Source organism: Rhizobium changzhiense (assembly GCF_013087625.1).
In the GTDB taxonomy this organism is placed as follows: Bacteria; Pseudomonadota; Alphaproteobacteria; order Rhizobiales; family Rhizobiaceae; genus Rhizobium; species Rhizobium sophorae.
In genome coordinates this window covers 405,604-430,885 of record NZ_JABFCQ010000004.1, presented here as the reverse complement: position 1 = coordinate 430,885, position 25,282 = coordinate 405,604, and the positions used below count along the sequence as shown (strand labels likewise).

General features: G+C 60.6%; 21 protein-coding genes. 8 read left to right on the top strand and 13 right to left on the bottom strand.

Features of this window, described 5'->3' with window-relative positions; all coding sequences use genetic code 11:
* The first annotated feature begins 104 nt into the window (after nt 1-104).
* Complete coding sequence (gene sbmA, locus G9X68_RS22265; protein ID WP_171604255.1) at nt 105-1,370, top strand: peptide antibiotic transporter SbmA; 1,266 nt, start codon at nt 105-107, stop codon at nt 1,368-1,370.
* Nucleotides 1,371-1,478: 108 nt separating this feature from the next.
* On the opposite strand, the gene G9X68_RS22260 is transcribed toward sbmA, so the two are convergent.
* The gene (locus tag G9X68_RS22260; RefSeq protein ID WP_171604254.1) at nt 1,479-2,465 is read right to left on the bottom strand and encodes a polysaccharide deacetylase family protein; all 987 of its coding nucleotides are present in this window, start codon (nt 2,463-2,465) and stop codon (nt 1,479-1,481) included.
* 121 nt (nt 2,466-2,586) lie between these two features.
* Here G9X68_RS22260 and G9X68_RS22255 point away from each other — a divergent pair, with 121 nt between their 5' ends.
* The 3 genes from G9X68_RS22255 to der all read left to right on the top strand — a co-directional run bounded on the left by G9X68_RS22255 (nt 2,587) and on the right by der (nt 5,504).
* Nucleotides 2,587-3,171 (top strand): NnrU family protein, encoded by a 585-nt coding sequence (locus G9X68_RS22255; RefSeq protein WP_171604253.1) that lies wholly within the window; start codon nt 2,587-2,589, stop codon nt 3,169-3,171.
* A gap of 206 nt (nt 3,172-3,377) precedes the next feature.
* A complete protein-coding gene (locus tag G9X68_RS22250) occupies nt 3,378-4,061 on the top strand; it encodes a tetratricopeptide repeat protein (RefSeq protein ID WP_171604252.1) in 684 nt (227 codons plus the stop codon).
* Nucleotides 4,062-4,079: 18 nt separating this feature from the next.
* Nucleotides 4,080-5,504 carry a ribosome biogenesis GTPase Der gene (gene der, locus G9X68_RS22245; RefSeq protein ID WP_171604251.1) on the top strand — a complete coding sequence of 475 codons (1,425 nt, stop codon included), beginning with the start codon at nt 4,080-4,082 and terminating at the stop codon, nt 5,502-5,504.
* Nucleotides 5,505-5,740: 236 nt separating this feature from the next.
* On the opposite strand, the gene G9X68_RS22240 is transcribed toward der, so the two are convergent.
* Nucleotides 5,741-6,178 carry a MarR family winged helix-turn-helix transcriptional regulator gene (locus G9X68_RS22240; RefSeq protein WP_171604250.1) on the bottom strand — a complete coding sequence of 146 codons (438 nt, stop codon included), beginning with the start codon at nt 6,176-6,178 and terminating at the stop codon, nt 5,741-5,743.
* A 161-nt stretch (nt 6,179-6,339) separates the two neighbouring features.
* Here G9X68_RS22240 and G9X68_RS22235 point away from each other — a divergent pair, with 161 nt between their 5' ends.
* The gene (locus G9X68_RS22235; RefSeq protein WP_171604249.1) at nt 6,340-7,353 is read left to right on the top strand and encodes an alpha/beta hydrolase; all 1,014 of its coding nucleotides are present in this window, start codon (nt 6,340-6,342) and stop codon (nt 7,351-7,353) included.
* A gap of 6 nt (nt 7,354-7,359) precedes the next feature.
* Here G9X68_RS22235 and G9X68_RS22230 read toward each other — a convergent pair whose 3' ends face one another.
* Nucleotides 7,360-8,541, bottom strand: coding sequence for a glycosyltransferase family 4 protein (locus tag G9X68_RS22230; protein ID WP_171604248.1), 1,182 nt, complete (start codon nt 8,539-8,541; stop codon nt 7,360-7,362).
* A gap of 244 nt (nt 8,542-8,785) precedes the next feature.
* Nucleotides 8,786-9,826: a glutamine synthetase beta-grasp domain-containing protein gene (locus tag G9X68_RS22225; protein ID WP_047611346.1), complete on the bottom strand. Its 1,041-nt coding sequence runs from the start codon at nt 9,824-9,826 to the stop codon at nt 8,786-8,788.
* Between the two features lie 432 nt (nt 9,827-10,258).
* Here G9X68_RS22225 and gstI point away from each other — a divergent pair, with 432 nt between their 5' ends.
* Entirely contained in the window at nt 10,259-10,450 is a 192-nt protein-coding gene (gene gstI, locus G9X68_RS22220; protein WP_131619636.1) for a glutamine synthetase translation inhibitor GstI, read from the top strand.
* Between the two features lie 103 nt (nt 10,451-10,553).
* On the opposite strand, the gene G9X68_RS22215 is transcribed toward gstI, so the two are convergent.
* From G9X68_RS22215 to G9X68_RS22190, 6 genes are all read right to left on the bottom strand, one after another.
* Nucleotides 10,554-11,474 (bottom strand): sugar kinase, encoded by a 921-nt coding sequence (locus G9X68_RS22215; protein WP_168310580.1) that lies wholly within the window; start codon nt 11,472-11,474, stop codon nt 10,554-10,556.
* 304 nt (nt 11,475-11,778) lie between these two features.
* On the bottom strand, nt 11,779-12,765 hold the full coding sequence (locus G9X68_RS22210) for an ABC transporter ATP-binding protein (protein ID WP_168310581.1): 987 nt from the start codon (nt 12,763-12,765) through the stop codon (nt 11,779-11,781).
* Nucleotides 12,758-13,750 carry an ABC transporter ATP-binding protein gene (locus G9X68_RS22205; RefSeq protein ID WP_168314166.1) on the bottom strand — a complete coding sequence of 331 codons (993 nt, stop codon included), beginning with the start codon at nt 13,748-13,750 and terminating at the stop codon, nt 12,758-12,760. Before G9X68_RS22205 ends, G9X68_RS22210 begins: the two co-directional genes overlap by 8 nt.
* Nucleotides 13,751-14,668 (bottom strand): ABC transporter permease, encoded by a 918-nt coding sequence (locus G9X68_RS22200; RefSeq protein WP_168314165.1) that lies wholly within the window; start codon nt 14,666-14,668, stop codon nt 13,751-13,753.
* Nucleotides 14,665-15,588, bottom strand: coding sequence for an ABC transporter permease subunit (locus G9X68_RS22195; protein WP_168310584.1), 924 nt, complete (start codon nt 15,586-15,588; stop codon nt 14,665-14,667). The genes G9X68_RS22200 and G9X68_RS22195 overlap by 4 nt, the downstream gene beginning before the upstream one ends.
* A 48-nt stretch (nt 15,589-15,636) precedes the next feature.
* On the bottom strand, nt 15,637-17,217 hold the full coding sequence (locus tag G9X68_RS22190) for a peptide ABC transporter substrate-binding protein (protein ID WP_168310585.1): 1,581 nt from the start codon (nt 17,215-17,217) through the stop codon (nt 15,637-15,639).
* A gap of 286 nt (nt 17,218-17,503) precedes the next feature.
* Between G9X68_RS22190 and bglA the strand changes: the two genes are divergently transcribed.
* Entirely contained in the window at nt 17,504-19,150 is a 1,647-nt protein-coding gene (bglA, locus tag G9X68_RS22185) for a beta-galactosidase BglA (protein ID WP_171604247.1), read from the top strand.
* Nucleotides 19,151-19,220: 70 nt separating this feature from the next.
* Here the strand turns inward: bglA and ade are convergent, their stop codons facing one another.
* Nucleotides 19,221-20,918 (bottom strand): adenine deaminase, encoded by a 1,698-nt coding sequence (gene ade / locus G9X68_RS22180; protein WP_171604246.1) that lies wholly within the window; start codon nt 20,916-20,918, stop codon nt 19,221-19,223.
* A gap of 117 nt (nt 20,919-21,035) precedes the next feature.
* Nucleotides 21,036-22,139, bottom strand: coding sequence for a branched-chain amino acid ABC transporter substrate-binding protein (locus G9X68_RS22175; RefSeq protein WP_130695171.1), 1,104 nt, complete (start codon nt 22,137-22,139; stop codon nt 21,036-21,038).
* Nucleotides 22,140-22,620: 481 nt separating this feature from the next.
* Here G9X68_RS22175 and G9X68_RS22170 point away from each other — a divergent pair, with 481 nt between their 5' ends.
* The gene (locus G9X68_RS22170) at nt 22,621-23,535 is read left to right on the top strand and encodes an HD-GYP domain-containing protein (RefSeq protein ID WP_171604245.1); all 915 of its coding nucleotides are present in this window, start codon (nt 22,621-22,623) and stop codon (nt 23,533-23,535) included.
* A 184-nt stretch (nt 23,536-23,719) separates the two neighbouring features.
* Here G9X68_RS22170 and aptA read toward each other — a convergent pair whose 3' ends face one another.
* The gene (aptA, locus tag G9X68_RS22165; RefSeq protein WP_171604244.1) at nt 23,720-25,045 is read right to left on the bottom strand and encodes an omega-aminotransferase AptA; all 1,326 of its coding nucleotides are present in this window, start codon (nt 25,043-25,045) and stop codon (nt 23,720-23,722) included.
* Between the last annotated feature and the right edge of the window lie 237 nt (nt 25,046-25,282).

The window sequence follows — 25,282 nt, the reverse complement described above, 5'->3', positions numbered from 1 at the left end:
ATGGGCTGAACCCGTTGCTCCTTCCTTCGAACTGCCTTAGTTTCCGGCACAATCAGTGTTGACGACACTCCCGAGACTCACAGTTCAGGAAAGCAAAGCCCCCCGTGTTTCATTCCTTCTTTCCGCAGCCAAAGGCGTTCTTCACTTCGCTCGTTGTCTGGACGCTGATTTCCATTGCAGGCTGGTATCTCTTCGCTGCCAGTCTCGGCGCATCTCTCGGCTACGCGTCGGTTCCCGAAGAACAGCAGCCGATTGATCTCTCGTTCTTCCTGCTGCCCGAAAATCTCTGGTTCTACAGCTATTTCCTGCTGTCGGCGGCGATCTTCTGCGCCGCGTGGCATCTGATAGCGCGGAACCACCCCTGGAAGCGGTGGTCGATCTGGGGTTCGGCCCTGATTATCTTCGTGACCTATTTCGGCGTCCAGATCAGTGTTGTGATCAACAATTGGCGCCGGCCGTTCGGCGATCTTCTAGTGAATGCGATGGCGAAGAAACCTGGTATTACCGTCGACAATTTCTACGACCTGATGTGGATCTTCTGCCAGATCGCATTCCTCAGCATGTTCGTGTCGATCATGACCGACTTCTTCACCAGCCACTACATCTTCCGCTGGCGCACGGCGATGAACAATTTCTACATGTCGAAGTGGGAAAAGCTGCGTCACATCGAAGGTGCCTCGCAGCGCGTTCAGGAAGATACGATGCGCTTTTCGAGCACGCTCGAAGGTCTTGGTATCAGCCTCATCAACTCGGTGATGACGCTCGTGGTATTCCTTCCGATCCTTCTGGCGCTGTCGCATTACGTGACGGAACTGCCGTTCATCGGGCCGGTGGCGAATTCGCTCTTCTGGCTGGCGCTGTTCTGGTCGGCGTTCGGCACGCTTCTGCTGGCGGTCGCCGGCGTCAAGCTGCCGGGGCTGAATTTCCGCAACCAGCGAGTCGAGGCGGCCTATCGCAAAGAGCTCGTCTATGGCGAGGACCATGCGGACCGAGCCGAGCCGCTGACAGTCAGGGAGCTCTTCGACAACGTCCGCCGCAATTATTACCGCATGTATTTTCACTACATGTATTTCAACGTCGCCCGCTATTTCTATATCCAGGCCGACGCGCTCTTCGTGGTCTTCATGCTGGTGCCGACGATCGTGGCGGGCACGATCACCTACGGTATCTTCCAGCAGATCTCGACCGCCTTCGGCCAGGTCAGCAACTCGTTCCAGTATCTCGTCAACTCCTGGACGACGATCATCGAGTTGCTCTCGATCCACAAACGCCTCAAGGCCTTCGAGGCGGCAATCGATGACGAACCGCTGCCGGATATTGACCAGCGCTACCTGGAACGTGAGACGGGCGTCGTGCACGCCGACGGTTGATGCGCGGGGTATTCAGCGAGCGATTGCAGCGAATCTCTTCTCCCCAGCGGGGAGAAGATGCCGGCAGGCAGATGAGGGGCCGTCTCTACAGCATTTCCTTAGACGCCATCAAAGGCCTGACGTCTGCAATTTCCCTCGCGCCTCGATCATCGGGATCGCTTCCGAATAGCTGACGCAGGCCACATCCTTTCGGTGGCAGACGTCGCTGACCAGCCTGTCGAGCGCACGCCAGTAGGCGCCGCCGTTCATTTCGACAAAGTGGAAGCCGAGCTGTAGTGGTATGCGGGCGCCGGCATATTGCTTGTCGAAAGCCTCCTTGAAGGCTGTATAGGCGCGGTCCTCGAATTCCGCGGAATCGGCCGTATCCTCCTCACCCTTGGAATGGCGGACGAAGAGATTGTAATCCATGCCGATGATCGGCTTGTCGTTCGGGCCTTCCGGGATCAGCGGCAGGCCGAAGCGGATGATGCCGTCTTCCTCGACAGGCATGGCCGGGCCTTTGGTGACGAGGCTCGCGTCATAGGTGAAGCCCGCCTTCTTTTCGGCGGCGATCATGTCGGCGCCCGCAGTTGCCGAGAGATAGGGGGCGCGAAAGCCCTTGATGCCGTGATCGACCAGATCCTGCCAGCCCGCCGGCTCCTGCAGGCCGAGGCTCTTCCAGGCATTCTCAAGCGTCGCGTGGAAGGTGGCGTATTCGGCCGACCAGTCGGCCTCGCTCCAGAGGCGGCCGTCGAAATGGCCACAGGCATGGCTCGATATGTCATGTCCTTCGAGATGGGCATGCCAGATATTGCCGAGGCGCTCGCGGATCTCGTCGTCGCTCTGGGCGAAACCGACATTGGATTTTCCACGTTTCTGGTGTGGCGCCTGATAGGCCTTCTTTGCCGCCTCGTTCATCAGGAAAGTGCAGGAGAGGAAATAGGTGAAGTGGGCGCCGTTCTTCGCCGCCATTTCGCGGCTCTTCAGCCACAGCGCGTTGTCGTGGGCGCCGTCGAAGGAAATGATGACGAGCTGTTTCGGCCGGTCGGTCGCCTCTGCTATTGCCGGAACGAGGAGCGAAACAGAAAGGCAGGCGGAGAGGAGGGAACGAGACATGGGCACCGCGACAATTTGTTCGCGGTTTCCCTCCGATAGAATTGCGGCGAAGCTGCGGTCGCGCTGGCATTTTTTCGCGCCACCAGCTAAGCCATGACAAACGGCACGGAAAGGTTTCGCAATGACATTGCTTATCGTCGGCATCATACTTTTCCTCGGGGTGCATCTGGTGCGGGTGCTGGTGCCGGACTTTCGCCGTTCGATGATCGCAAGCCTCGGCGAGAAGGGCTGGCGGGCGGCCTATTCCATTGCCAGCATCGCCACGCTGATCCTGTTGATCTACGGCTTCGGGCAGGCGCGGCAGGTGACCGGCATGCTTTACAATCCGCCGGTCTGGATGGCGCATATAGCAATCACGCTGATGCTGGTCGCGATGATCTGTCTCGTCGCCTCGCTGCTGCCGGCGGGGCATATCGCGACCAAGACCAAACATCCGATGGTGCTGTCGGTGAAGATCTGGGCACTGGCGCACCTGCTCTCCAATGGCGAGACGTCGTCGGTTCTGCTGTTTGCCGCCTTTCTCGCCTGGGGCGTCATTCTGCGCATTTCCTTGAAACGGCGGCAGCGGGCAGGCGAAATCACGCTCCGGCCGTTCGTCTCGGCCAAATACGACCTCTATGCGATCGTCATCGGTATCGTCGTCTGGGCGCTGATCATCTGGAAGCTGCACGAATGGTTGATCGGCGTTTCGCCGCTCGCCATGTGACCTGCGCATAACCCCAAAAATCGATTCCGATTTTTGGAAAGGATTATGCGCGGATTCAAAGTGTTAGAGCGTCCTTGGCGCGTCCTATTGGACGCGCGGCGCTCTAATCTTTCACATCCCCCTTACAACGGCGGCAAAATGGAGTAGAAGGCCCGACAATATGCGTTTTACGCAGTGCATGGGTATTTCCGCGGCCGGAGACGAGAATGGCATTCAACGACGACAGCTTCATCCGTGAAGTCAATGAGGAATTGCGGTCTGACCAGATGAAGGGCGTCTGGCGCCGGTTCGGCCGCTATATCGTCGTCGTCGCCATCCTGATCGTCGTCGGCACCGCCGGCAAGGTTCTCTACGACTATTGGGACGACAACCGCTCCTCCGGCACCGGCGACCAGTTCCTGGCGGCGATGAAGCTAGCCGACGAGAACAAGAACGACGAGGCGCTGGCCGCGCTCGACAAGCTCGAGAAGGAAGGCCACGGCGCCTATCCCGTGCTGGCGCGCATGCGGGCTGCGACCGTTCAGGTGCAGAAGGGCGATACCGCCGCGGCAATCGCCGCCTTCAACGAGATCGGCAAGGACAATGCCGTTCCGGCCGCCGTGCGCGATGCCGCCAAGATGCGTGCCGGCTGGTTGCTCATCGAGAACGGCGCTTACGAACAGGTTTCGGCGGCGATCGAGGAAATGGCCGTTCCGGGCAACGCCTTCCGTCATTCGGCGCGCGAGGCACTCGGCCTTGCCGCTTACAAAGCCGGCAACATGGCGCAGGCGCGGCAGTGGTTCCAGTCGATCGTCGACGATACCGACAGCCCGCGCAATGTTGCCAATCGCGCCCATATGATGCTTGATCTGATTACCGCATCCGGCAAGGCGCCCGCCGCTCAGGGCTGATCGCGTTAAGGACAAGATATGAGTTTCACGGTCGCGATCGTCGGTCGTCCGAATGTCGGCAAGTCGACACTTTTCAACCGGCTGGTAGGCAAGAAGCTGGCGCTTGTCGATGACACGCCGGGTGTTACCCGCGACCGCCGGCCGGGCGATGCGCGGCTGATGGGCCTGACTTTCACGATCATCGACACGGCTGGTCTGGAAGAGGCCGACGCGGAAAGCCTGCAGGGCCGGATGCGGGCGCAGACGGAAGCGGCGATCGATGAGGCCGATCTTTCGCTTTTCGTCGTCGATGCCAAGAGCGGATTGACGCCCGTCGATACCGACCTTGCCGAAATGCTGCGCCGGCGCGGCAAGCCGGTGGTGCTCGTCGCCAACAAATCCGAAGCGCGCGGTTCCGACAGCGGCTTCTATGACGCCTACACGCTCGGGCTCGGCGAACCGACACCGATTTCGGCCGAACACGGGCAGGGCATGCTCGACCTGCGTGACGCGATCGTCGCGGCGATCGGCGAGGATCGGGCCTATCCCGCCAAGGAGGATGTCGCCGTCACAGATGTAGACATTCCGCAGACTGACGGCGAGGGCAGCGACGAGGACGAAGAGCCGACCTATGACGAGACGAAGCCGCTCAGAGTGGCGATCGTCGGCCGGCCGAATGCCGGCAAGTCTACACTGATCAATCGCTTCCTCGGCGAGGACCGGCTTTTGACCGGGCCGGAGGCCGGCATCACCCGCGACTCCATCTCGGTCGAATGGGACTGGCGCGGCCGCACCATCAAGATGTTCGATACGGCAGGCATGCGCCGCAAGGCGCGGGTGATCGAGAAGCTGGAGAAGCTTTCGGTAGCCGATGCGCTACGCGCCATCCGCTTCGCCGAAACCGTCGTCATCGTCTTCGATGCAACGATCCCTTTCGAAAAGCAGGATCTGCAGATCGTCGACCTCGTGCTTCGCGAAGGCCGTGCCGCCGTGCTCGCTTTCAACAAGTGGGACATGATCGAAGACCGGCAGGCGGTGCTTGCGGATCTGCGCGAAAAGACCGACCGGCTGCTGCCGCAGGCGCGCGGCATTCGCGCCGTGCCGATCTCCGGCCAGACCGGCTGGGGGCTCGACAAGCTCATGCAGTCGATCATCGATACCGACAAGGTCTGGAACAAGCGCATCTCGACGGCGCGGCTCAACCGCTGGCTGGAGACGCAGCAGATCCAGCATCCGCCACCGGCCGTTTCCGGCCGCCGCATCAAGCTGAAATATATGACGCAGGTCAAGGCCCGCCCGCCGGCCTTCATGATCTCTTGCACCCGGTCGGATGCGCTGCCGGAATCCTATACGCGCTATCTGATCAACGGGTTGCGCGCCGATTTCGACATGCCGAGCGTGCCGATCCGCATCCATTTCCGCTCGCCTGACAATCCGTTCGAAGGCAAGAAGAGGCGAACGTAGGGGCGGTCCTTTTTACGGCGTCCCGTGTCAGCCCCCCTCTGCCCTGCCGGGCATCTCCCCCACAGGTGAGGAGATCACAAGTGGCTAAATCTTCTCGTCACATCAACGTTTCGCCGAGCTGCAATGGATATTTGGTTGGGGAAGCCACCGCGCCCAGCCGATCTCCCCACTTGTGGGGGAGATGTCCGGCAGGGCAGAGGGGGGTATCACGAGCACTGCCGCAGCTATTTCAGCAGCTAAGCAACGCTTCGGTTCAGCGCTTCTCGCAACGCCACGATCTCTGCCTGCAGGCGGTTGAGGTCGACTGCGTCGCGGCCGCTGGCGCCGACGATGCAGTTCGGGATGTCGCGCGCCTTTTCCTTCAGGCGAATGCCTTCTTCGCTCAAGCGGATGACGACGACGCGTTCGTCCTCCCGGCTGCGTTCGCGTCTGACATAACCTGCGGTTTCCAGGCGTTTGAGCAGCGGGGTCAGCGTGCTCGATTCGAGGAAGAGCTTTTCACCGAGGCCACCGACGGTCTGGCCGTCCTGCTCCCAGAGAGAAACCATCGCTAGATATTGCGGATAGGTGAGACCCAACTCATCGAGCAGCGGCTTGTAGACGCGATTCAGTGCGTGGCTTGCCGTATAGACGGCGAAGCAGATGAAATTGTCGAGCTTCAGGTGATCCTGCATGGGTTGCCTCCAGAACTGATGGAATTTATATCGTGCAATAAATAATCGTAAGCGATTTTTATGCATGGCTGCTATGCGTAAATTTAAATTGTCCAATATACAATCGTGCGCGATATAAAAACGGTGTTCAGGACGAACATCGAACCCGAGAGGACAAGACAATGTCGACCATCAAGACCACCGTTTCCGCAGCAGCACTGCTCGCAGCCTCCGCCGTCGGCGCGCTTGCCGATCCGGTACTCGAACCGACAACGCAGAAATTCATCGACGGGCTTGCCGGCGGCAAGCCGATCTACACGCTGTCGCCGGCCGATGCCCGCAATGTCCTGGCCGGCGCGCAGAAGGGCGACGTGAAGAAGCTTGCTGCTAAGGAAGAGGACAGGGTCATCAAGGCTGGCCCGACAGGCAGCATCAAGCTGCGTATCGTCCGCCCGGAACATGCCAAGGGCACGCTGCCGGTCATTCTCTATTTCCATGGCGGCGGCTGGGTGCTGGGCGATGCGGATACGCATGACCGGCTGGTTCGTGAAATCGCCAACGGCGCCGATGCCGCCGTCGTCTTCGTCGATTATGAGCGCTCGCCCGAAGCCCGTTATCCCGTCGCCATCGAGCAGGCTTATGCCGCGACCAAATATGTCGCCGAACATGCCAAGGAGTTCAAGGTCGATGCCTCCCGGCTCGCGGTCGCAGGCGATAGCGTCGGCGGCAACATGGCGGCGGTGGTGACGCTGCTTGCCAAGGAACGTGGCGGTCCCGCCATCGACCAGCAGGTGCTGTTCTACCCCGTCACCGACGCCAATTTCGACAATGGGTCCTACAACCAGTTCGCCGATGGACCGTGGCTGACGAAGGAAGCGATGAAGTGGTTCTGGAATGCCTACCTGCCCGACGAAGCCAAGCGCAAGGAGCCGACGGCCTCACCACTGCAGGCATCGCTGGAGCAGTTGAACGGCCTGCCGCCGGCGCTCGTCATCGTTGACGAAAACGACGTGCTGCGTGACGAGGGCGAGGCCTATGCCCGCAAGCTCAGCCAGGCTGGCGTGAAGGTCACGTCGATGCGTTATAACGGCACGATCCACGATTTCGTGCTCCTGAACGCCATTGCCGAAACGCCTGCCGCGCGCAGCGCGATTGCGGTTGCGAACGACACGCTTCGCAGCGCACTTCACAAGTGAAACCAATCAGTCTGCGGACGGGAGAGGCCCGGCGGTTTCGCCGGGCTTTCTGCTTCTTGGAAGCGATTTGGCAAACTGCCAGGCCTTCTTCCATTTCGGCGTGATGACACCGTTAGCGGCGCGGATATTGTTGATGAACTGCAGCGTCGCCGCTTCCCAGGAATATTGCATGGCGAGCTCGCGGGCCTTGCTGCGCGAGGCGGAGAGGGCGGCAAGGCAGGCAGTCTGCAGGTTGGCGTCGAGCGCCCCGACTTCACTATCCTCGCCGATGATGTCGAGCGGGCCGGTGACCGGATAGGCTGCGACCGGCACGCCCGATGCCAGCGCTTCGAGGATGGTGTTGCCGAAGGTGTCGGTGAGCGAGGGAAAGACGAAGACGTCGGCCTGGGCATAGGTTTTCGCCAGATCCTCGCCGAACTGCACGCCGGCGAAGAAGACGTCGGGATATTGTTTTTCGAGTTCGGCGCGCGCCGGACCGTCGCCGACGACGACCTTGGAACCCGGCAGATCGAGATCGAGGAAGGCCGGCAGGTTCTTTTCCAGCGCCACGCGACCGACGGTCATGAAGATCGGGCGCGACAGGCCGAACGGGTTTTCCTCGAGCTCCATCGGACGGAATTGCGTGGCGTCGATGCCGCGGCTCCAGGGCATTAGGTTGCGGATGCCTTTTTCCGACAGTTCGCGGGCAAGACTCGGCGTCGCCACCATGCATCCGGCGCCGCCATTGTGGAACCAGCGGACGAAGGAATAGAGCCAGCTCCTCGGTATCGGCAGGCGCGCGGAGACGTATTCCGGGAAGCGTGTGTGGTAGCTCGTCGAAAACGGCATGCGGTTCTTCAGGCACCAGCGGCGAGCGGTCAGCCCCAGCGGGCCTTCGGTGGCAATATGCACGTAGGAGGGATTGTGCTTTTCGATCTCGTGGGCGATGCGGCGGTAATTGGCGATCGACAGGCGGATCTCAGGATAGGTCGGGCAGGGGATGCTGTTGAAGCGCTCCGGCGTCACCATGGAAACCTCGACGCCCATCTTTGCAAGTTCGCGGTTGGTGTTCTCGATCGAGCGCACGACGCCATTGACCTGCGGGTGCCAGGCATCGGTGACGATCACCAGCCTCTCAGGCCGGTTCCCGGAGGCTGCGGCATTAGTCCAGCTCTCGCCGTTATAAGTGTTTGCCGGACGTTGCAGCATGTCACGATTTCCATCCGCGTCGCACTGATATGCCAACGCTTAACCCCTAAGCGGGGTTCCGGAACGGCGATTCCCGCTTCTCTATTTTGAGGCATGATCATGATGGAAATATTACAGCCCATATTGCAAGGATTGCAGGGCTTTCGCCGGCCTGATCGCCCCGATTATGTCAGTGGCTGGCCGCGGTTTTCTTCTGAAAGAAGAAGGTCACGGCGCCGGTCTTGGACCGGCGCCGCTTGGGAGGTCAAGCTGCAGCGGAGGCCGAGCTAGCGGTCGGAACTTCCGAGATCGTCTTCAGAACCTGCGAAGCGATCTGGTAGGGGCAGCCCTGCGAGTTCGGGCGGCGATCTTCCAGATAGCCCTTGTAGTCGTTCTTGACGAAGGAGTGCGGCACGCGGATCGAGGCACCACGGTCGGCAACGCCGTAGGAGAACTTGTTCCACGGAGCCGTCTCGTGCTTGCCGGTCAGGCGCTTGTCGTTGTCAGGACCGTAGACGTTGATGTGGTCCATCAGGTTCTTTTCGAACTGCGCCATCAGCGCTTCGAAATAGGCTTTGCCGCCGACTTCGCGCATGTACTTGGTCGAGAAGTTGCAATGCATGCCCGAGCCGTTCCAGTCGGTGTCGCCGAGCGGCTTGCAGTGATACTCGATGTCGATGCCGTACTTTTCGGTCAGGCGCTGCAAGAGGTAGCGAGCCATCCAGATCTGGTCGGCGGCCTTCTTGGAGCCCTTGCCGAAAATCTGGAATTCCCACTGGCCCTTGGCCACTTCGGCATTGATGCCTTCGTGGTTGATGCCGGCAGCGAGGCAAAGGTCGAGATGCTCTTCGACGATTTCGCGAGCAACGTCGCCGACGTTCGAATAGCCGACGCCGGTGTAGTAGGGGCCCTGCGGAGCGGGGTAGCCCTGCTCAGGGAAGCCGAGCGGACGGCCGTTCTGGTAGAAGAAATATTCCTGCTCGAAGCCGAACCAGGCGTCTTCGTCGTCGAGGATGGTGGCGCGGGCATTCGATGCGTGCGGCGTGACGCCATCCGGCATCATGACTTCGCACATGACGAGAGCGCCGTTGGTCCGGGCCGGGTCGGGATAGATAGCGACCGGCTTCAGCACGCAATCGGAGCTGCGGCCTTCAGCCTGCTGCGTCGACGAGCCGTCAAAGCCCCAGAGCGGAAGCTGTTCCAGCGTCGGGAATGCGTCGAATTCCTTGATCTGCGTCTTGCCACGCAGGTTCGGTACCGGAGTGTACCCATCGAGCCAAATATACTCGAGCTTATATTTTGTCATCGTGACTCTCTCAATGCTACGAAGGTGAGCAAATCCGGAGGTGATCTCGGCGCGCAAGCGCATCCGACCGCCAGGGATGACGCTTTAAAAGCACGTAGCGTGCCAGTTTTGGCGCCACGCGAAAGAAAAATCGCGAATCAGCGTGTCGGCCGATTTTTTCCCTTTTGGAAAATCGTGCTGTTTTTAACGCTCACTGGCGGTATCGCCCATCAAATCGCATTTTTTCCATGTGGAACCGGATGAAAATTGCGGCGTTAGGCTGAAATGATGAAGTGTTAAACAAATTATCGGAAGCTGTTAGTCGAGACAGCATGCCGACCGATTACAATTGCAACATTGCCCTTATTTTATGCAATTTGCATAAACTATGTGCATTGTGCTATGTAGATGGTCCTGAAATGTTGATGCGCCGAACTGAATGGAGGCGATCTCATGCCCACCGGTTTCCATCGTGAATCCGCAACGATCTACCAGTTTCCCGTTAAGGCGATACGAAACGCCAACCGGTTCGAACGCGCCAGGCTGATGGAGCGCGAGGCCGCAGACGTCTGCGATGCTGCGCTCGACAGCTGCTGGTACCATGACGAGGCAGTTCGCGATTCCGATCGGCCGACGAAGTCCTGATTTCCCCTGGCAGCGGGCAACCGATGCCATGGCGTTCATACTGCGTCAGCATGTGCGGCCTAAAGGCATGTCTCGCTAAGCGAATCTGAAAGATCGCGCCGCTTTAGCCGCCATCCAATCCAAGCTTTTCCCTTGGGACCAATGCACCATGTTCGCTGACGACGCGGGCAGCGACCTTTGCTGCGAAACGGGCGGCAGCAGGCGCGTCACCGGCTTCGAGATATCGTGCGAGAAAAGCGCCGTTGAAGCTGTCGCCGGCGCTGGTCGTGTCGACCACCTTCTCCACCTTTTCGGCAGGAACGAAGGTTTGCTCGCCGGCAAAATTCAGCGTGACACCGTCGGCGCCGTTCTTGACGACGATATGAATGGCGCCCAGTGCGCGGTAGCGGTGGATCGTTGCCTCGATGGAATCATCGCCGAAATGGGCCGCCTCGTCGTCGAAGCTCGGCATGACGAGCACCGAGGAGCGGGCGCCCTCGCTGATTGTCGTATGCATCACGTCGTAGCTCGACCAGAGGCGGGGACGGATGTTCGGGTCGAACACCACGAGCTTGCCGGCGGCCTTGGCGCGGCGGACTTCGGCAAGCAGCGTCTCGGCATCCTCATGCGGCAGGATGGCAAGGGTGATGCCGGAGAAATAGACGACTTCAGCGCTCTCCACCGCCTCGCGCAGGCGGTCGGGATCGGCAGCCAGGCTGCGGGCGGCCGAGTTGTCGCGCCAGTAGCTGAAGGAGCGTTCGCCGTTTTTCAGGTTGATCATGTAGAGGCCGGGCGTCCTGCCCCTGATGCGACGGATGAGGCTCGTGCCGATGCCCGCCTTGTCGATGAAGGCCAGCATCTCATCCGACATGGCGTCGTCACCGAGGGCGGTGAAGTAGTCGACCGACCAGTCCGCGGCAAGGCAGGCGCGGGCATACCAGGCGGTGTTGAAGGTATCGCCGGCGAAGCCTTTGCGCAGCAGACCATCGCCTGCCTGCGAGAGTTCCACCATGCATTCACCGATCGATAGAAACCGTCTGCTCACCTTTTCCTCCCCGCACTAAAGCGCGTCGCGATCCTTCAGATTCGCTCTCGGGCTTTAAGTCCTTGTTTCTACGCATGTCGTTATCGCAAAACAGCTGCACACTTCTGCTGGAGTTGCATCAGAGCGCCGCGCGTCCAACAGGACGCGCAAAAGACGCTCTATCACTTTGAACTGGCGCATAACCCCCCGAAAATCGATTCCGATTTTCGGGGGTTATGCGCCGGTCCTCATTCGCTGATACGCGGAGAGCATGAAGGTGGCAAGCGCCGATAATAAGGAAGATGGAATCCCACCTTCACTCCACTCATGGCCTGTCCATGTGATAACAGGCGGCCTTCTGGCCGGGGCGGACCTCCTCGGTCGGCGGCATTTCGGTCCGACAGATGTCGGTCGCCTTCCAGCAGCGCGGTGAGAAGACGCAGCCCTTCGGCGGGTTGAGCGGCGAAGGTGGGTCACCCTGCAGACGGATGCGGGTGCGCAGGCGCGCCAGCTTCGGATCCGGGATCGGCGCGGCGGAGAAAAGCGCCTGCGTATAGGGATGGGCGGGGTGATCGAAGACGGTAGCGCAGTCGCCGGCTTCCACCACCCTGCCGAGATAGAGCACCAGCACATCGTCGGAGATCAGGCGCACGACGGAGAGGTCGTGGCTGATGAAGATCAGCGTCAGGCCGAATTCCTTGCGCAGCTTGCGCAGAAGCGTGATGACCTGGCCCTGGATCGAGACGTCGAGGGCAGAAACCGGCTCGTCGCAGATGATGAGCTTCGGCTTGGTGACGACCGCGCGGGCGATGCCGATGCGTTGCGCCTGGCCGCCGGAGAATTCGTGCGGATAGCGGTTGATCATCTCCGGCACCAGGCCGACTGCGGTCATGATCTCGCGGACACGCTCGGTGCGCTCGGCTTTGGAGAGTTTCGGCTCGAAGACGGTGAGTGGTTCGGCGATGATGTCGCCGACCGTCATGCGCGGGTCGAGCGAGGCGATCGGATCCTGGAAGATGATCTGCATGTCGCGGCGGGCGGCGCGCATTTCCTCATCCGACAGGTCGAGCAGGTTGCGGCCCTGCCACAGGATGCGGCCCTTCTGCGATTTCAACAGCCGCAGAATGGAGCGGCCGAGCGTGGACTTGCCGCAGCCGGATTCGCCGACGATGCCGAGCGTGCGGCCTTCGCTGAGGTCGAAGCTGACATTGTTGACAGCGGTCAAGAAGATCGGCGGCTTGAAGAAGCCTTTCGCCGGCAGTTCGAATTGGGTCGTCAGGTTCTCGACCCTGAGAAGCGATCGTTCAGCCATGATTCAACAGCTCCTCGCGACGCGGGAAGGGGTGGTAACAGGCGGCGCAATGGCGCGGCGCCAGCGTTTCAAGCGGTGGCGGGCGGTCAATGCAATCGTCCTGGACCTGCGAACAGCGTGGCGAGAAATTGCAGCCCTTCGGCAGGTGCTGCAGGTTCGGCGGCCGCCCGGGAATGACGACGAGGTCGTCGACATCCTGGTCGGGGCGCGGGATCGAGGCATGCAGTGCTGCGGTATAAGGGTGCGCTGGATTGTCGAAGAGCTCATCGACGGGCGCCTCCTCGACGATGCGGCCGGCATACATGACGGCGACGCGGTCGGCGAGGCCGGCAACGACGCCGAGATCGTGGGTGATCATGATCAGCGCCGTGTTCATCTCCGCCGTCAGATCGTTGAAGAGATCGAGGATCTGCGCCTGGATGGTGACGTCGAGCGCCGTCGTCGGCTCGTCGGCGATCAAAAGCTTCGGCCTCGTGAGCAGCGCCATGGCGATGACGATGCGCTGGCGCATGCCGCCGGAGAGCTCGTGCGGGTAGAGGTGAAAGCGTCGGGTCGGGTCGGGGATGCCGACGCGTTTCAGCATATCGAGGGCTGCGGCGGATGCGGCGCGCGCCGTCAGCCCGCCGTGAACCTCGAGCTGCTCCGTCAACTGCCGGGAGATCTTCAGCGTTGGATTGAGGGCCGTCATCGGGTCCTGGAAGACCATGGCCATGTCTTTGCCGCGGATCTGGTCGAGCTCGCGCGGTTTCAGCGCCAGTACGTCCTTGCCTTCGAGCAGCGCCTGTCCCGTCGTTTTGCCGTTCTTGGCGAGCAGGCCCATGATGCCGAGGAAGGTCTGACTCTTGCCGGAGCCGGATTCGCCGACGATGGCGATGCGCTCGCCGCGCTTGACCGTCAGGTTCATGTTCGAGACCGCCTTCACCTCTCCATCAGGCGTCTTGAAGGTGATCGAGTAGTCTTTGAGTTCGAGGAGGGTATCCGTCATTTAACGATCCTTCGGGTCGAACGCGTCGCGCAGGCCGTCGCCGATGAAGAGCAGGCTGAGCAGCAGGGCCACGAGGAAGCTTGCTGGGAAGACCAGCAGCCAAGGCATGCTTTCCATGGCATCGGTCCCCTCGGCGATCAGCGTGCCGAGCGAGGTCAGCGGTTCCTGCACGCCGAAGCCGAGATAGGAAAGGAAGCTTTCGGTGGCGATGATTTCAGGCACCGTCAATGCTGCGAAGATAACCACGGGTCCGACGAGGTTCGGGATGATGTGCTTGATGATGATCTTGAACGGCCGCTGCCCGGATGCGCGGGCCGCTTCGATGAATTCGCGATGCTTGATCGACAGCGTCTGGCCGCGCACGATGCGGGCCATGGTCAGCCATTCCAGCGCGCCGATGGCGGCAAAGAGCAGATAGACGTTGCGGCCGAAGATCACCATCAGCAGGATGACGAAGAGGATATAGGGAAGCGCATACATGATGTCGACGAAGCGCATCATGATCGCATCCAGCCTACCGCCGATATATCCCGATACCGCGCCATAGAGCACGCCGATGAAGACGGACACGACGGTCGCCGTCAGCGCCACGGCCAGCGAGACGCGGGTGCCGTAAAGCACGCGGGCGAGAAGGTCGCGGCCGTTCGGGTCGGTGCCGAAATAGTGGCCGCTCTCGATCGAGGGCGGTATGCGGAAGGCCGCCCAATCCGGATCCTCATAGTTGAAGGGAATGAACCAGGGGCCGATGAAGGCCACGAGGATCAGCAGCGTCAGGACGACGATCGACAGGACGGCCGCCTTGTTGCGCCCGAGGCGGCGCAAGGCATCCTTGGTGAGCGAGCGGCTTTCGGGCGCAAGGCCTTCCGCTTCCAGTAGCTCCTGGGCAAGCAGCTCGCGTTTTGCGGGGTTGAGGATCATCGGTTTCTCACTTTCGGATCGAGCCACGCATAGGCGATATCGACGAGAAGATTCAGGAACACGATGAGCACCATGTAGAAAATGACCGTGCCGAGAACCATGCCGTAATCGCGGTTCAGTGCTGCGTTGACGAAATAGCGGCCGATGCCGGGCAATCCGAAGATGCTTTCGACAACCAGCGAGCCGGTGAGAAGGTAGCTTGCAGCCGGACCCAGATAGGAGACGACAGGCATCATGGCGGGCTTCAGCGCATGGCGCATGACGGTCAGGCGGGGGCCGATGCCTTTGGCCTTGGCCGTGCGGATGAAGTTCTGGTTCATTACCTCGATCATCGAGCCGCGGGTGATGCGCGAGATACGGCCGGCATGCGGCAGCGCCAGAACGACGATCGGCAGGATGAGGTATTTGATCGAGCCGTCGCCCCAGCCGCCGACCGGAAACCAAGCGAGATGGATGCCGAAGACGAGCTGCAGGATGGGCGCAATCAGGAAGTTCGGCAGCACGACGCCCACCAGAATGAGCGCGCCCAGAATATAATCCGGTGCCTTGTTCTGATAGAGCGCCCCAAGACAGCCGACGGCGACGCCGACAATGATGGCAATCAGGAAGGCAACCGTACCGATGGTGAAGGTGTAGGGCAGACCGATCATGATCTGCTGGGCGACGGTGAAATCCTCGCTGGCGAAGGAGGGGCCGAGATCGCCCCGGAGCAGGTCCCCGACATAGATCAGGTACTGCTGGATGAGCGGCTTGTCGAGATTGTAGTGGATCGCAAGGTTCTTCAGGATCACCGGCGGCAATGGCCTTTCGCCATCGAAAGGGCCGCCGGGGGCAAGGCGCAAAACAAAAAAGCAGGCTGTGACGGCGATCCAGAGAACGGGGATCGTCGATAGCAGGCGACGGAGGGCGTATTTGATCATGGTCGTGGGCCGGTCCTTCCCGCAACGCGCGGGAAGGACCGTTTTCCCTTACTCTTTCATCGACAGCCAGCGGGTGCGGTGGATGTCCTGAATATTGTCGACGAAGCCTTCGATCTTCGGCGAAACGACATTCTTCGAGACGTAGTAGTAGATCGGCAGGGCGGCGGATTCATCCAGCGCCAGCTGTTCGGCCTTCTTGAAGATCGCCGCACGCTTTGTGAGATCCGTCTCGGCGTTGCCTTCCTTGATCAGCTTGTCGTATTCGGGATTCGACCAGCGGCCGTAGTTCATCTGCACGCCTGTCACCAGGAGGTTCAGGAAGTTGTCCGGGTCGTTATAGTCGGCGAGCCAGCCGGCGCGGCCGATTTCGACCTGGCCACGCTGCATCTGGTCGTAATGCACCTTGGTTTCGGCATTGACGAGCTCGACATCGACGCCGAGCGGCTTCCACATGGAGGCGATGGCGACGGCGATGCGCTTGTGGTTGTCGTTGGTGTTGTAGCTGAGCACGGCGTGCAGCGGCTTGTCCGGGCCGAAACCGGCTTCGGTCAGAAGCTTCTTGGCTTCGGCAACCTTTTCGCTATAGGGCAGGTCCTTCCAGCTGACATAGGCCGGCTCGCCGTAATTCGCCGTGCCCGGCGGGACCCAGGAATAGGCCGGCAGTTCGCCCGTGCCGAGGATTTGCGGGCCGATCACTTCGCGGTTGATCGCCATGGAGAGAGCCTGGCGGACGCGCTTGTCGCTGAAGGGCGGCTTCTGCGAGTTGACGACGTAATAGTAGAGGCCGGAGAAGGGGGCGACGTGCGCCTGGCCCGGCAGGTTCTTCTTCATCCACTCATACTGGTCGGTCGGGAAGTCGGTGAGGATGTCGAATTCGCCGGCGCGGTAGCGTTTCAGCGCGGCTTCCTGGTCTTCGAGCACGAAGAACTTCGCGCCATCGATCTTCAAGTCCTTGGCGCCATACCACTGGTCGTTCTTGACCGTCGTGACATGCGAGCCCGGCACCCACTCGACGGGCTTGTAGGGGCCGTTGGTGACAATGTTGCCGATCTTGACCCAATCCTGGCCCTTCGCCTCGACGACATGCTTCGGCAGCGGATAGGCAGTGTAATGCATCAGGGCATTGATGAAATAGGGAGTCGAGTTTTCAAGCGTGATCTCCAGCGTCTTGTCGTCGATCGCCTTGACGCCGAGTTCGTTGAGATCGGTGATCTCGCCCTTGTTGATCTTTTCCGCATTCTTGATGGTGAATTGCAGATAGGCATAATCGGCGGCATTCTTCGGGTCGACGAGGCGCTGGAAGGCGAAGACGAAGTCTCCTGCCGTTACCGGCTGGCCATCGGACCACTTGATGCCGTCGCGAAGCTTGAAGGTGTAGACCTTGCCATCAGGCGAAATCGTCCAGCTTTCAGCCTGGCCGGGGATCGGATTATCCTTGGCGTCCTCGGTGACGAGGCCTTCGAAAATGTCACCGGCGATACGGTTCTCCCAGTCGCCGGAAAGCTTCTGCGGATCGAGCGACTGCGGGTCGCCACCATTGTGAATGTTGAGCGTGGCCGCATGGGCCGAAAACGCCAGCAATGTGCCAAGCATCGCAGAGGCGAGAAATTTTTTCGCGAAATGGTTCATGGTGGGTCCACCTTTCTAGGCTTTTCGCCTTTATTAGACATTTGTTCCCGGTGTTTGACCTCTTACGTGCAGGTCAGCGCGCACATTATCGCAAAGGCTTTGCGTTGCAACCCCAAATCCGGAGGGTGGAAACGGGTTGTGGACAAGCCTATATACGTCTCCCCCTTGTCGGATCGCGACGATGCGTCGCGGCGTTTCGCAATGCCTTCATAACCGCTTCACCTGGTTGTCTTTTGTTTCGTCCGCTTTAGTGTGGCGAGCGCAAACGAGGCAGGAGATGTAGCCGATGGCATTGCAGGCAGGCGGGAGTGCGGACTGGTGGCGCGGTGCGGTGATCTATCAGGTCTATCCGCGCTCTTTTCAGGACACCAACAGCGACGGTCTCGGCGATCTCAGGGGAATCACCCGCCGGCTGCCGCATATTGCCAGCCTCGGCGTCGACGCGATCTGGCTCTCGCCCTTCTTCAAGTCGCCGATGGCCGACATGGGCTACGACGTTTCCGATTATTGCGACGTCGATCCGATCTTCGGCACGCTCGCCGATTTCGATGAGATGATGGCCGAAGCGCACAGGCTCGGCATCAAGGTCGTCATCGACCAGGTGATCTCGCACACTTCCGACCGGCATCCCTGGTTCGTCGAGAGCCGATCGAGCCGGACCAATCCGAAAGCGGACTGGTACGTCTGGGCCGACCCGAAGCCTGACGGCACGGCGCCGAACAACTGGCTGTCGATCTTCGGCGGACCGGGCTGGGAATGGGACGGCGTGCGCCGTCAATATTACCAGCACAATTTCCTGACCTCGCAGCCGGACCTCAATTTCCACAGCAAGGCCGTGCAGGATGCGGTGCTGGAGACGGTGAAGTTTTGGCTTGATCGCGGCGTCGACGGCTTCCGCCTGGACACGGTCAATTATTATTTCTGCGACAAGCAGCTCAGGAGCAATCCGCCGCACGAGCCTGATGAGGATGACGCCGGCCTCGATGCGCCTGACAGCAATCCCTATGGCATGCAGAACCACCTCTACGACAAGACGCAGCCGGAAAATGTCGATTTCCTCAGGCGCTTCCGGGCGCTGCTCGATCAGTACGAGGATCGCACGACCGTCGGCGAGGTCGGCGACGGGGCGCGCTCGCTGAAGACGGTTGGCGCCTATACGAGCGGCGGCGACAAGCTGCATATGTGCTACACATTCGATCTGCTCGGACCGGATTTCACCGCAGAGCATATTCGCGGCTGCGTCGAGGCCTTCCAGAAAGCGGTGACCGACGGCTGGGTCTGCTGGGCTTTTTCCAACCACGACGTCATGCGCCATGTCAGCCGTTTCGCGCGGACGGAGGAAGAGCGACCGGTTATCGCCAAGCTGGCGATCTCGGTGCTGGCGGCGCTACGTGGCTCGATCTGCCTCTATCAGGGCGAGGAACTCGGCCTGCCCGAGGCGGAACTCGCCTTCGAAGACCTGCGCGACCCCTACGGCATCCGCTTCTGGCCGGCCTTCAAGGGCCGCGATGGATGCCGCACACCGATGCCCTGGGAAGCCGGCAAGGCGCATGCGGGCTTCACCTCCGCGGAAAAGAGCTGGCTGCCGGTGCCTTACGAGCAGGCAGCACTTTCCGTCGATACGCAGGAGGCGAGCGACAGCTCGGTGCTGCATCACTACCGCAAGACGCTTGCATTCCGGAGCAGCCATCCGGCACTGATCGACGGCGACATGACCTTCATCGGCACCAACCAGGACCTGCTCGCCTTCACCCGCGAAAAGGACGGAGAAAAACTGCTCTTCGTTTTCAACCTGACGCGCAAACCGGCGGAATTCCGCCTGCCCGATGACATGGTGATCGAGAAACCGCTTGAGATGCCGGGCTTCGAGGCGGTAGCGGGCGCGGGGTCAGTGAAGCTTGCGGCGCTTGACGGGTTTTGTGCGCGGGTTTGATGTTCGACTGCTGTGTCTGAAGGCGACCGTCGAGGTTATTCACTGCGGAGCCAACCCTGTTTCAATCGCATCACCCGATGAGTGCGAACTTGTCCACATCCACCATGCCGCGGTCGGATATCTTCAGGTGCGGGATGACCGGCAGCGGGAGGAAAGCGAGCTGGAGGAAGGGTTCTTCCAGCGTGGCGCCGAGCGCGAAGGCGGCCTTGCGCAGATGGTGGAGGATGTCGCGAACCTCCTCATAGGGCTCGAGGCTCATAAGACCGGCGATGGGCAGGGCGATTTCGCCGGTGACCTTGCCGTCTTCGACGACGACGAAGCCGCCCTTGATCTCGCCAAGGCGGTTTGCGGCGTGTGCCATGTCGTCCTCGCTGACGCCGACGACGCAGATATTGTGGCTGTCATGGCCGACGGTCGAGGCGATCGCACCCTTCTTCAGGCCGAAGCCCTGGACGAAGCCATTGGCATGGTTGCCATTCTTTCCGTGGCGTTCGATGACGGCGACCTTGATGATGTCGTTGGCAAGATCGACCGTCGTCTCGTTGCCCCTGACGGGCAGGCGATAGCGGCGATGCTCGGTGATGATCTTGCCCGGCATGACGCCGATGACGGGCGTCTCGCCCTCGGCGACCGGCACGCCGAAATGGGCGGCGTTGACGGGCCGGGCCTTGACGCTGTCGAGGCCGATTGGGGCAACCGGTCTGCGCGAGGAAAAGAGCGCATCGGTGACGCGGCGGCCGGCCGAGAAGACCATGTCGGCACGGCAGTTCTCCAGACTGTCGAGAACCACCAGATCGGCGCGCCAGCCCGGCGCGACCAGGCCACGGTCTTTGAGGCCGAAAACGCGGGCGGCCGAAATCGAGGCGGCGCGGTAGATCGCCAGGGGCTCGACGCCGCTTGCAATCGATGTGCGGATCATGTGATCGAGATGGCCTTGTTCGGCGATATCGAGCGGATTGCGGTCGTCGGTGCAGAGCGCGAGGAAGGGTGAAAGCCGCTCGGTAATAATGGGTATCAGCGCCGCGAGATCCTTGGAGACCGAACCCTCGCGCACGAGGATGTGCATGCCCTTACGAATCTTTTCTAAGGCTTCGCCGGCGGTCGTGCATTCGTGCTCGGTGCGGATGCCGGCTGAGAGGTAACCGTTGAGGTCGTTGCCGGAGAGCAGCGGCGCGTGACCGTCGATATGGCCGCCCTGGAAGGCGTCGAGCTTGGCCATGCAGACGGGATCCTTGTAGATCACGCCGGGGAAATTCATGAATTCGGCAAGCCCGATCACCTTCGGATGGTCGCGGAAGGGCAGGAGGCGCTCGATCGGCAGATCTGCACCGGAGGTTTCGAGATGCGTCGCCGGAACACAGGAAGAGAGCTGGACGCGGATGTCCATGATCGTCTCAAGTGCTGATTCGAGAAAGAATTCGATGCCGGCGGCTCCGAGCACATTCGCGATCTCGTGCGGATCGCAGATCGCAGTGGTGACGCCATAGGGCAGAACGCAGCGATCGAATTCATGCGGTGTGACGAGCGAGGATTCGATGTGCAGATGTGTGTCGATGAAGCCGGGAACGACGATCCTGCCCGAAATATCGATCTCGGTTTCGCCCTCATAATTGCCTGAGGTGCCGACAATGCGATCGGCGCCGATCGCAATGTCCGACTGGACGAGTTCGCCGGTGACCAGATCGAAGAAACGGCCGCCCTTCAGCACGATATCGGCAGGTACGCGGCCGACGCCCTGGTCGATGAAACGCTCGAGTCTGCTGGTCATGGCATTGCTCACATTACAACCGATTCCGAAACTTATAGCCGATCTGCCGCGACAAGCGAGTGCCGCATAGGAAACCGGGCGCCACAGGGGCGCCCGGTCGGTGCGGTCAGCGATGGCCTACTCGGCGGCGACGATCTTGCCGGCTTCCCATTTGTAGAGCGAGAAGCTCTGCGAGGTCAGGTCGCCGGTCTCGCCGTAGGTGACCTTGCCGATGGCGGTCGGGATCTCCTTGCCGTCCTTCAACGCGGTCGCGACGGCTTCCGCATCCTCGGCGCTGCCGGCCTTCTCGATGCCGGCTTTCAGCACTTCGACGGCGGCATAGGCGTTCAGCGTGAAGGCTTCGGCCGGGATGTTCTTGGCGGCGAGGGCGTCGGCTGCGGCTTTGGAATCCGGGCTCTTCGTAGCATCCGAGGCGTTGGTGAAGATCGTGCCTCCTGCCGCATCGGTGCCGATTGCCCAGAATTCGGTGTTGGAGAGGCCGTCGCCGCCGATGATCGTCGCGTTGGCGGCGAGGTCATGCAGCTGGCGGGCGAGCAGGCCGCCTTCCGGGTGGTAGCCGCCGAAATAGACGACGTCGACCTTCTCGGACTTGATGCGGGTGGTGAGCGCGCTGAAATCCTTGTCACCAGGCGTGATCGCGTCATTGACGACTTCGGTGATGCCGCCGGCGTTCAGCGTCGCCTTGAAGGCGTCGGCGAGGCCTTTGCCATAGGCGCCCTTGTCATTGACGATGGCGACGCGCTTGTCCTTGAAATTCTTCAGCACATATTTGGCGGCGACTTCGGCCTGCTGGTCGTCGCGGCCGCAGGTGCGCAGCACGTTGGTGAGGCCGCGCTTGGTCAGGTCGGGGGCCGTCGCAGTCGGGGTGACCATCAGCACGCCGTTTTCAGCAAGCACGTCCGAAACGGGAATGGCGACGCCCGATGTCACCGGGCCTACGACGAAGCGGATGCCGTCGCCGACGACCTTGTTGGCGGCGGAAACGCCCTGTTTCGGTTCGCCGGCATCGTCGGCCAGTTCGAGGACGACCTTCTCGCCGAGAATTCCGCCCTTCTTGTTGATTTCGTCGACGGCGGTCTGCGCACCGTTCTTCACCTGGTCGCCATAGGCGGCGACGGGGCCGGTCAGCGGCGCGATCAGGCCGATGGTGATATCGGCATAGGCAAGCGGCGCAAAGGCGAGTGACGCGACGAGGGTCGCCGTCAATGTCTTGAGGGTCATTGTCTGTCTCCTTGGATGGGGTCATTCGACCCGCGATGAAGCGTCGCGCCGGCTTTTCCGGATCGTTCAACGGCCCCCAGGCCGTGCCAAGGACGATCGATATCGGCGCGATCGATGCGCCCTCCGGCCATATTTGGCTCGAATGGGCGCAACGGCAAGATTTCTAGGAATTTTGGTGAGATTCCGCAAGTTGATAACAAAATGAAACGAAAATCGAGCCGATCCGGCACGAAGTAATCCAAAATCGTCCATCTTGGCGCCGTCTGCAGATCTCCGGGGGTACTGTCCCAGCACCTGCGCGGTGCCGATGAACTTGCCGAATTTCGCGAAACTCTTCGCCTTTCTGAATAGTCGAATTCCGTTTCGAGATTAACACTTGATTCTACCAATTAGAGTAGAATCATCGTTCGTGCATATATTGCTGCGATGCAAAAGAACGGTCGATAATAAACAGAGAAATATTTCAGGAACAGAGATCTGGATGCTCAAGCGTATCGAAGCCAGACAGGTGCGCAACGGAATGTTTGTGGAGGCGATCGAGGGTGCATGGCAGGACCCTCTTCTATCCAAGCGAAGATTTCTGCTGCGCCGTGAAGTCGATGTCCTGAAGCTTCGCAAGAGCGGCATTGAAGGTGTTATCATCAACACCAGCAGAGGTCTCGACATTGACGGTCTGCCAGGCGGCAATATCGAGATCGACACCAAGGCAGCACGCGAGACCATCCAGAAATCCGTGCAGGTCCTGGAAAGCGTTTTCGGCCGGCTCCAACATGGCGATGGGATCAGCTTCGATCAGGTGGCGCCGGTGATTTCCTCGGTCTCCAAGTCGATGGATGACAACCCCACTGTCTTTCTGAGCGTTACGCGTCTGAAATCCAAGGACGAAGTGACGTTTCTGCATTCCCTTTCGGTGAGCGCGCTGATGATCCTTTTCGGCCGTCATCTCGGACTTGACGAGACGACCGTGCAGATACTCGGCACTGCAGGATTGCTGCACGACGTCGGCAAGCTCGAAATTCCGCTCGAGATACTCAACAAGGAAGGGCGCCTAGACCAGGACGAGATCAAGATGATCCGCGATCATCCGGAAAAGGGGCACGTAATTCTCTCACGCCAGGAAGGGATGCCGGAGATCGTTCTCGACGTCTGCCTCAACCACCATGAGCGTATCGACGGCAAGGGCTATCCCCGCAGGCTTTCCGAAGCACAGGTCAGCTTCCATGCGCGTCTTGCTGCGATTTGCGACGTCTATGACGCCATGACCTCCGTGCGGCCGTACAAGGCGCCATGGAGTGCGAGCCAAGCACTGAAATGGATGCTCGGCAACGAAGGGCAATTCGATCGCCGGCTGCTGAAGAAATTCGCCCTCTGCCTTTCCGTCGCCGCCGTGACCTAAGGCCTATCGGTCTTCCCAACAAAAGGGCCTGCATGGGTTTACAGCGCCGCGCGTCTATCAGACGCGCAAACGTCGCTGTAACACTTTGAATGGCTGCATAATTTATCCTTAAAGCGAATCCGATTTTAGGAATTATGCAGGAGATCCGCCGCAGGCCGTGATGCCGGAAGTCTTCAGTGCTTTCTCAAACGTTGTTCTGCAGGATGGTCCGCAGCTTGCCGAAGAGCTCGTCGATATGGTGCTTCTCGATGATCAGCGGCGGGGAGAGTGCGATGATATCGCCGGTGGTGCGGATCAGCAGGCCGCTTTCATAGGCTTTCAGGAAAGCGGTGAAGGCGCGCTTGGTGGGCTCGCCGGCGATCGGGTCGAGTTCGATTGCGCCAATCAGGCCGGTGTTCCTGATGTCGATGACATTGGGGCAATCCTTCAGCGAATGTAGCGCGTCGGCCCAGTATTCGGAAAGCTCGGCGGCGCGGGTCAGCAGGCCCTCTTCCTTGTAGGTGTCGAGCGTGGCGAGTGCTGCGGCAGAAGCGATCGGGTTGCCGGAATAGGTGTAGCCGTGGAAGAACTCGATCATGTGCTCCGGGCCGTTCATGAAGGCATCATGAATCTCGGAGGTGACGAAGACGGCGCCCATCGGAATGACGCCGTTGGTCAGTCCCTTGGCGGCGGTGATCATGTCGGGCTTGACGTCGTAGTATTGCGCGGCAAACGGGGCGCCGAGGCGGCCGAAGCCGGTGATGACCTCGTCGAAGATCAGAAGGATGCCGTGTTTGGTGCAGATCTCGCGCAGCTTCTGCAGGTAGCCCTTCGGCGGGATCAGGACGCCGGTGGAGCCTGCCACCGGCTCGACGATGACGGCGGCGACGGTGGAGGCGTCATGCAGGGTGACGATGCGCTCGAGTTCGGTAGCGATGTCGCCGCCATGCTCAGGCTCGCCGCGGGTGAAGTTGTTCCTGCCGGGCTGGTGGGTGTGCGGCATGTGATCGACGCCGGTCAGCAGCGTGCCGAACATCTTGCGGTTGGTGACGATGCCGCCGACGGAGATGCCGCCGAAATTGACGCCGTGATAGCCACGCTCGCGGCCGATCAGGCGGAACCGTGATCCATTGCCCTTCACCCGGTGATAGGCGAGCGCCACCTTGAGCGCCGTCTCGACGGATTCGGAACCGGAATTGGTGTAGAGAACGTGGTTCAGGCCTTCGGGGGCGATGTCGACCAGGCGGTTTGCCAGTTCGAAGGCCTTGGGGTGGCCGAGCTGGAAGGCCGGTGCGTAGTCGAGTTCGCCGGCCTGCTCGCGGATCGCCTCGGTGATCTTCGGGCGGCAGTGGCCGGCATTGACGCACCAGAGGCCAGCCGTGCCGTCCAGCACCTGACGGCCGTCATGGGTCGTATAGTACATGTCCTTGGCGCCGACGAACAAACGCGGCTCCTTCTTGAACTGGCGATTTGCCGTAAACGGCATCCAGAAGGCGCGAAGATCGTTCGGTGCATTGAGGCGATTGGACATGCTGTTCTCCTGGGCGCCGACGGCCCTTTCCCCGGGGCTTCACGCCCATATTTTTACTGCCCGGTCAAATTATCAGGGCTTCCCAAGGCGTCAACGGGAAAAGTCCCGAAAGGCCTCCTGAGGGGGAGGAGCAAGCTGCTTGGCTCGCTCACGGGGCGACCGCTTCGGCGCGGTCATGCTGCAATTCCTTCCGGCGAAGGGAGCAGAGAGACTATGCCATTCCAAAAACACCACCGG

Coding starts and splice junctions, on each gene's coding strand:
- G9X68_RS22170 (WP_171604245.1), top strand. CDS start 22,621: ATGCTCAAGCGTATCGAAGCCAGACAGGTGCGCAACGGAATGTTTGTG.
- ade (WP_171604246.1), bottom strand. CDS start 20,918: ATGACCAGCAGACTCGAGCGTTTCATCGACCAGGGCGTCGGCCGCGTA.
- G9X68_RS22230 (WP_171604248.1), bottom strand. CDS start 8,541: ATGCTGCAACGTCCGGCAAACACTTATAACGGCGAGAGCTGGACTAAT.
- gstI (WP_131619636.1), top strand. CDS start 10,259: ATGCCCACCGGTTTCCATCGTGAATCCGCAACGATCTACCAGTTTCCC.
- G9X68_RS22250 (WP_171604252.1), top strand. CDS start 3,378: ATGGCATTCAACGACGACAGCTTCATCCGTGAAGTCAATGAGGAATTG.
- G9X68_RS22200 (WP_168314165.1), bottom strand. CDS start 14,668: ATGATCCTCAACCCCGCAAAACGCGAGCTGCTTGCCCAGGAGCTACTG.
- G9X68_RS22190 (WP_168310585.1), bottom strand. CDS start 17,217: ATGAACCATTTCGCGAAAAAATTTCTCGCCTCTGCGATGCTTGGCACA.
- G9X68_RS22235 (WP_171604249.1), top strand. CDS start 6,340: ATGTCGACCATCAAGACCACCGTTTCCGCAGCAGCACTGCTCGCAGCC.
- bglA (WP_171604247.1), top strand. CDS start 17,504: ATGGCATTGCAGGCAGGCGGGAGTGCGGACTGGTGGCGCGGTGCGGTG.
- G9X68_RS22195 (WP_168310584.1), bottom strand. CDS start 15,588: ATGATCAAATACGCCCTCCGTCGCCTGCTATCGACGATCCCCGTTCTC.
- aptA (WP_171604244.1), bottom strand. CDS start 25,045: ATGTCCAATCGCCTCAATGCACCGAACGATCTTCGCGCCTTCTGGATG.
- G9X68_RS22175 (WP_130695171.1), bottom strand. CDS start 22,139: ATGACCCTCAAGACATTGACGGCGACCCTCGTCGCGTCACTCGCCTTT.
- G9X68_RS22240 (WP_171604250.1), bottom strand. CDS start 6,178: ATGCAGGATCACCTGAAGCTCGACAATTTCATCTGCTTCGCCGTCTAT.
- G9X68_RS22260 (WP_171604254.1), bottom strand. CDS start 2,465: ATGTCTCGTTCCCTCCTCTCCGCCTGCCTTTCTGTTTCGCTCCTCGTT.
- G9X68_RS22225 (WP_047611346.1), bottom strand. CDS start 9,826: ATGACAAAATATAAGCTCGAGTATATTTGGCTCGATGGGTACACTCCG.
- G9X68_RS22210 (WP_168310581.1), bottom strand. CDS start 12,765: ATGGCTGAACGATCGCTTCTCAGGGTCGAGAACCTGACGACCCAATTC.
- G9X68_RS22205 (WP_168314166.1), bottom strand. CDS start 13,750: ATGACGGATACCCTCCTCGAACTCAAAGACTACTCGATCACCTTCAAG.
- der (WP_171604251.1), top strand. CDS start 4,080: ATGAGTTTCACGGTCGCGATCGTCGGTCGTCCGAATGTCGGCAAGTCG.
- G9X68_RS22255 (WP_171604253.1), top strand. CDS start 2,587: ATGACATTGCTTATCGTCGGCATCATACTTTTCCTCGGGGTGCATCTG.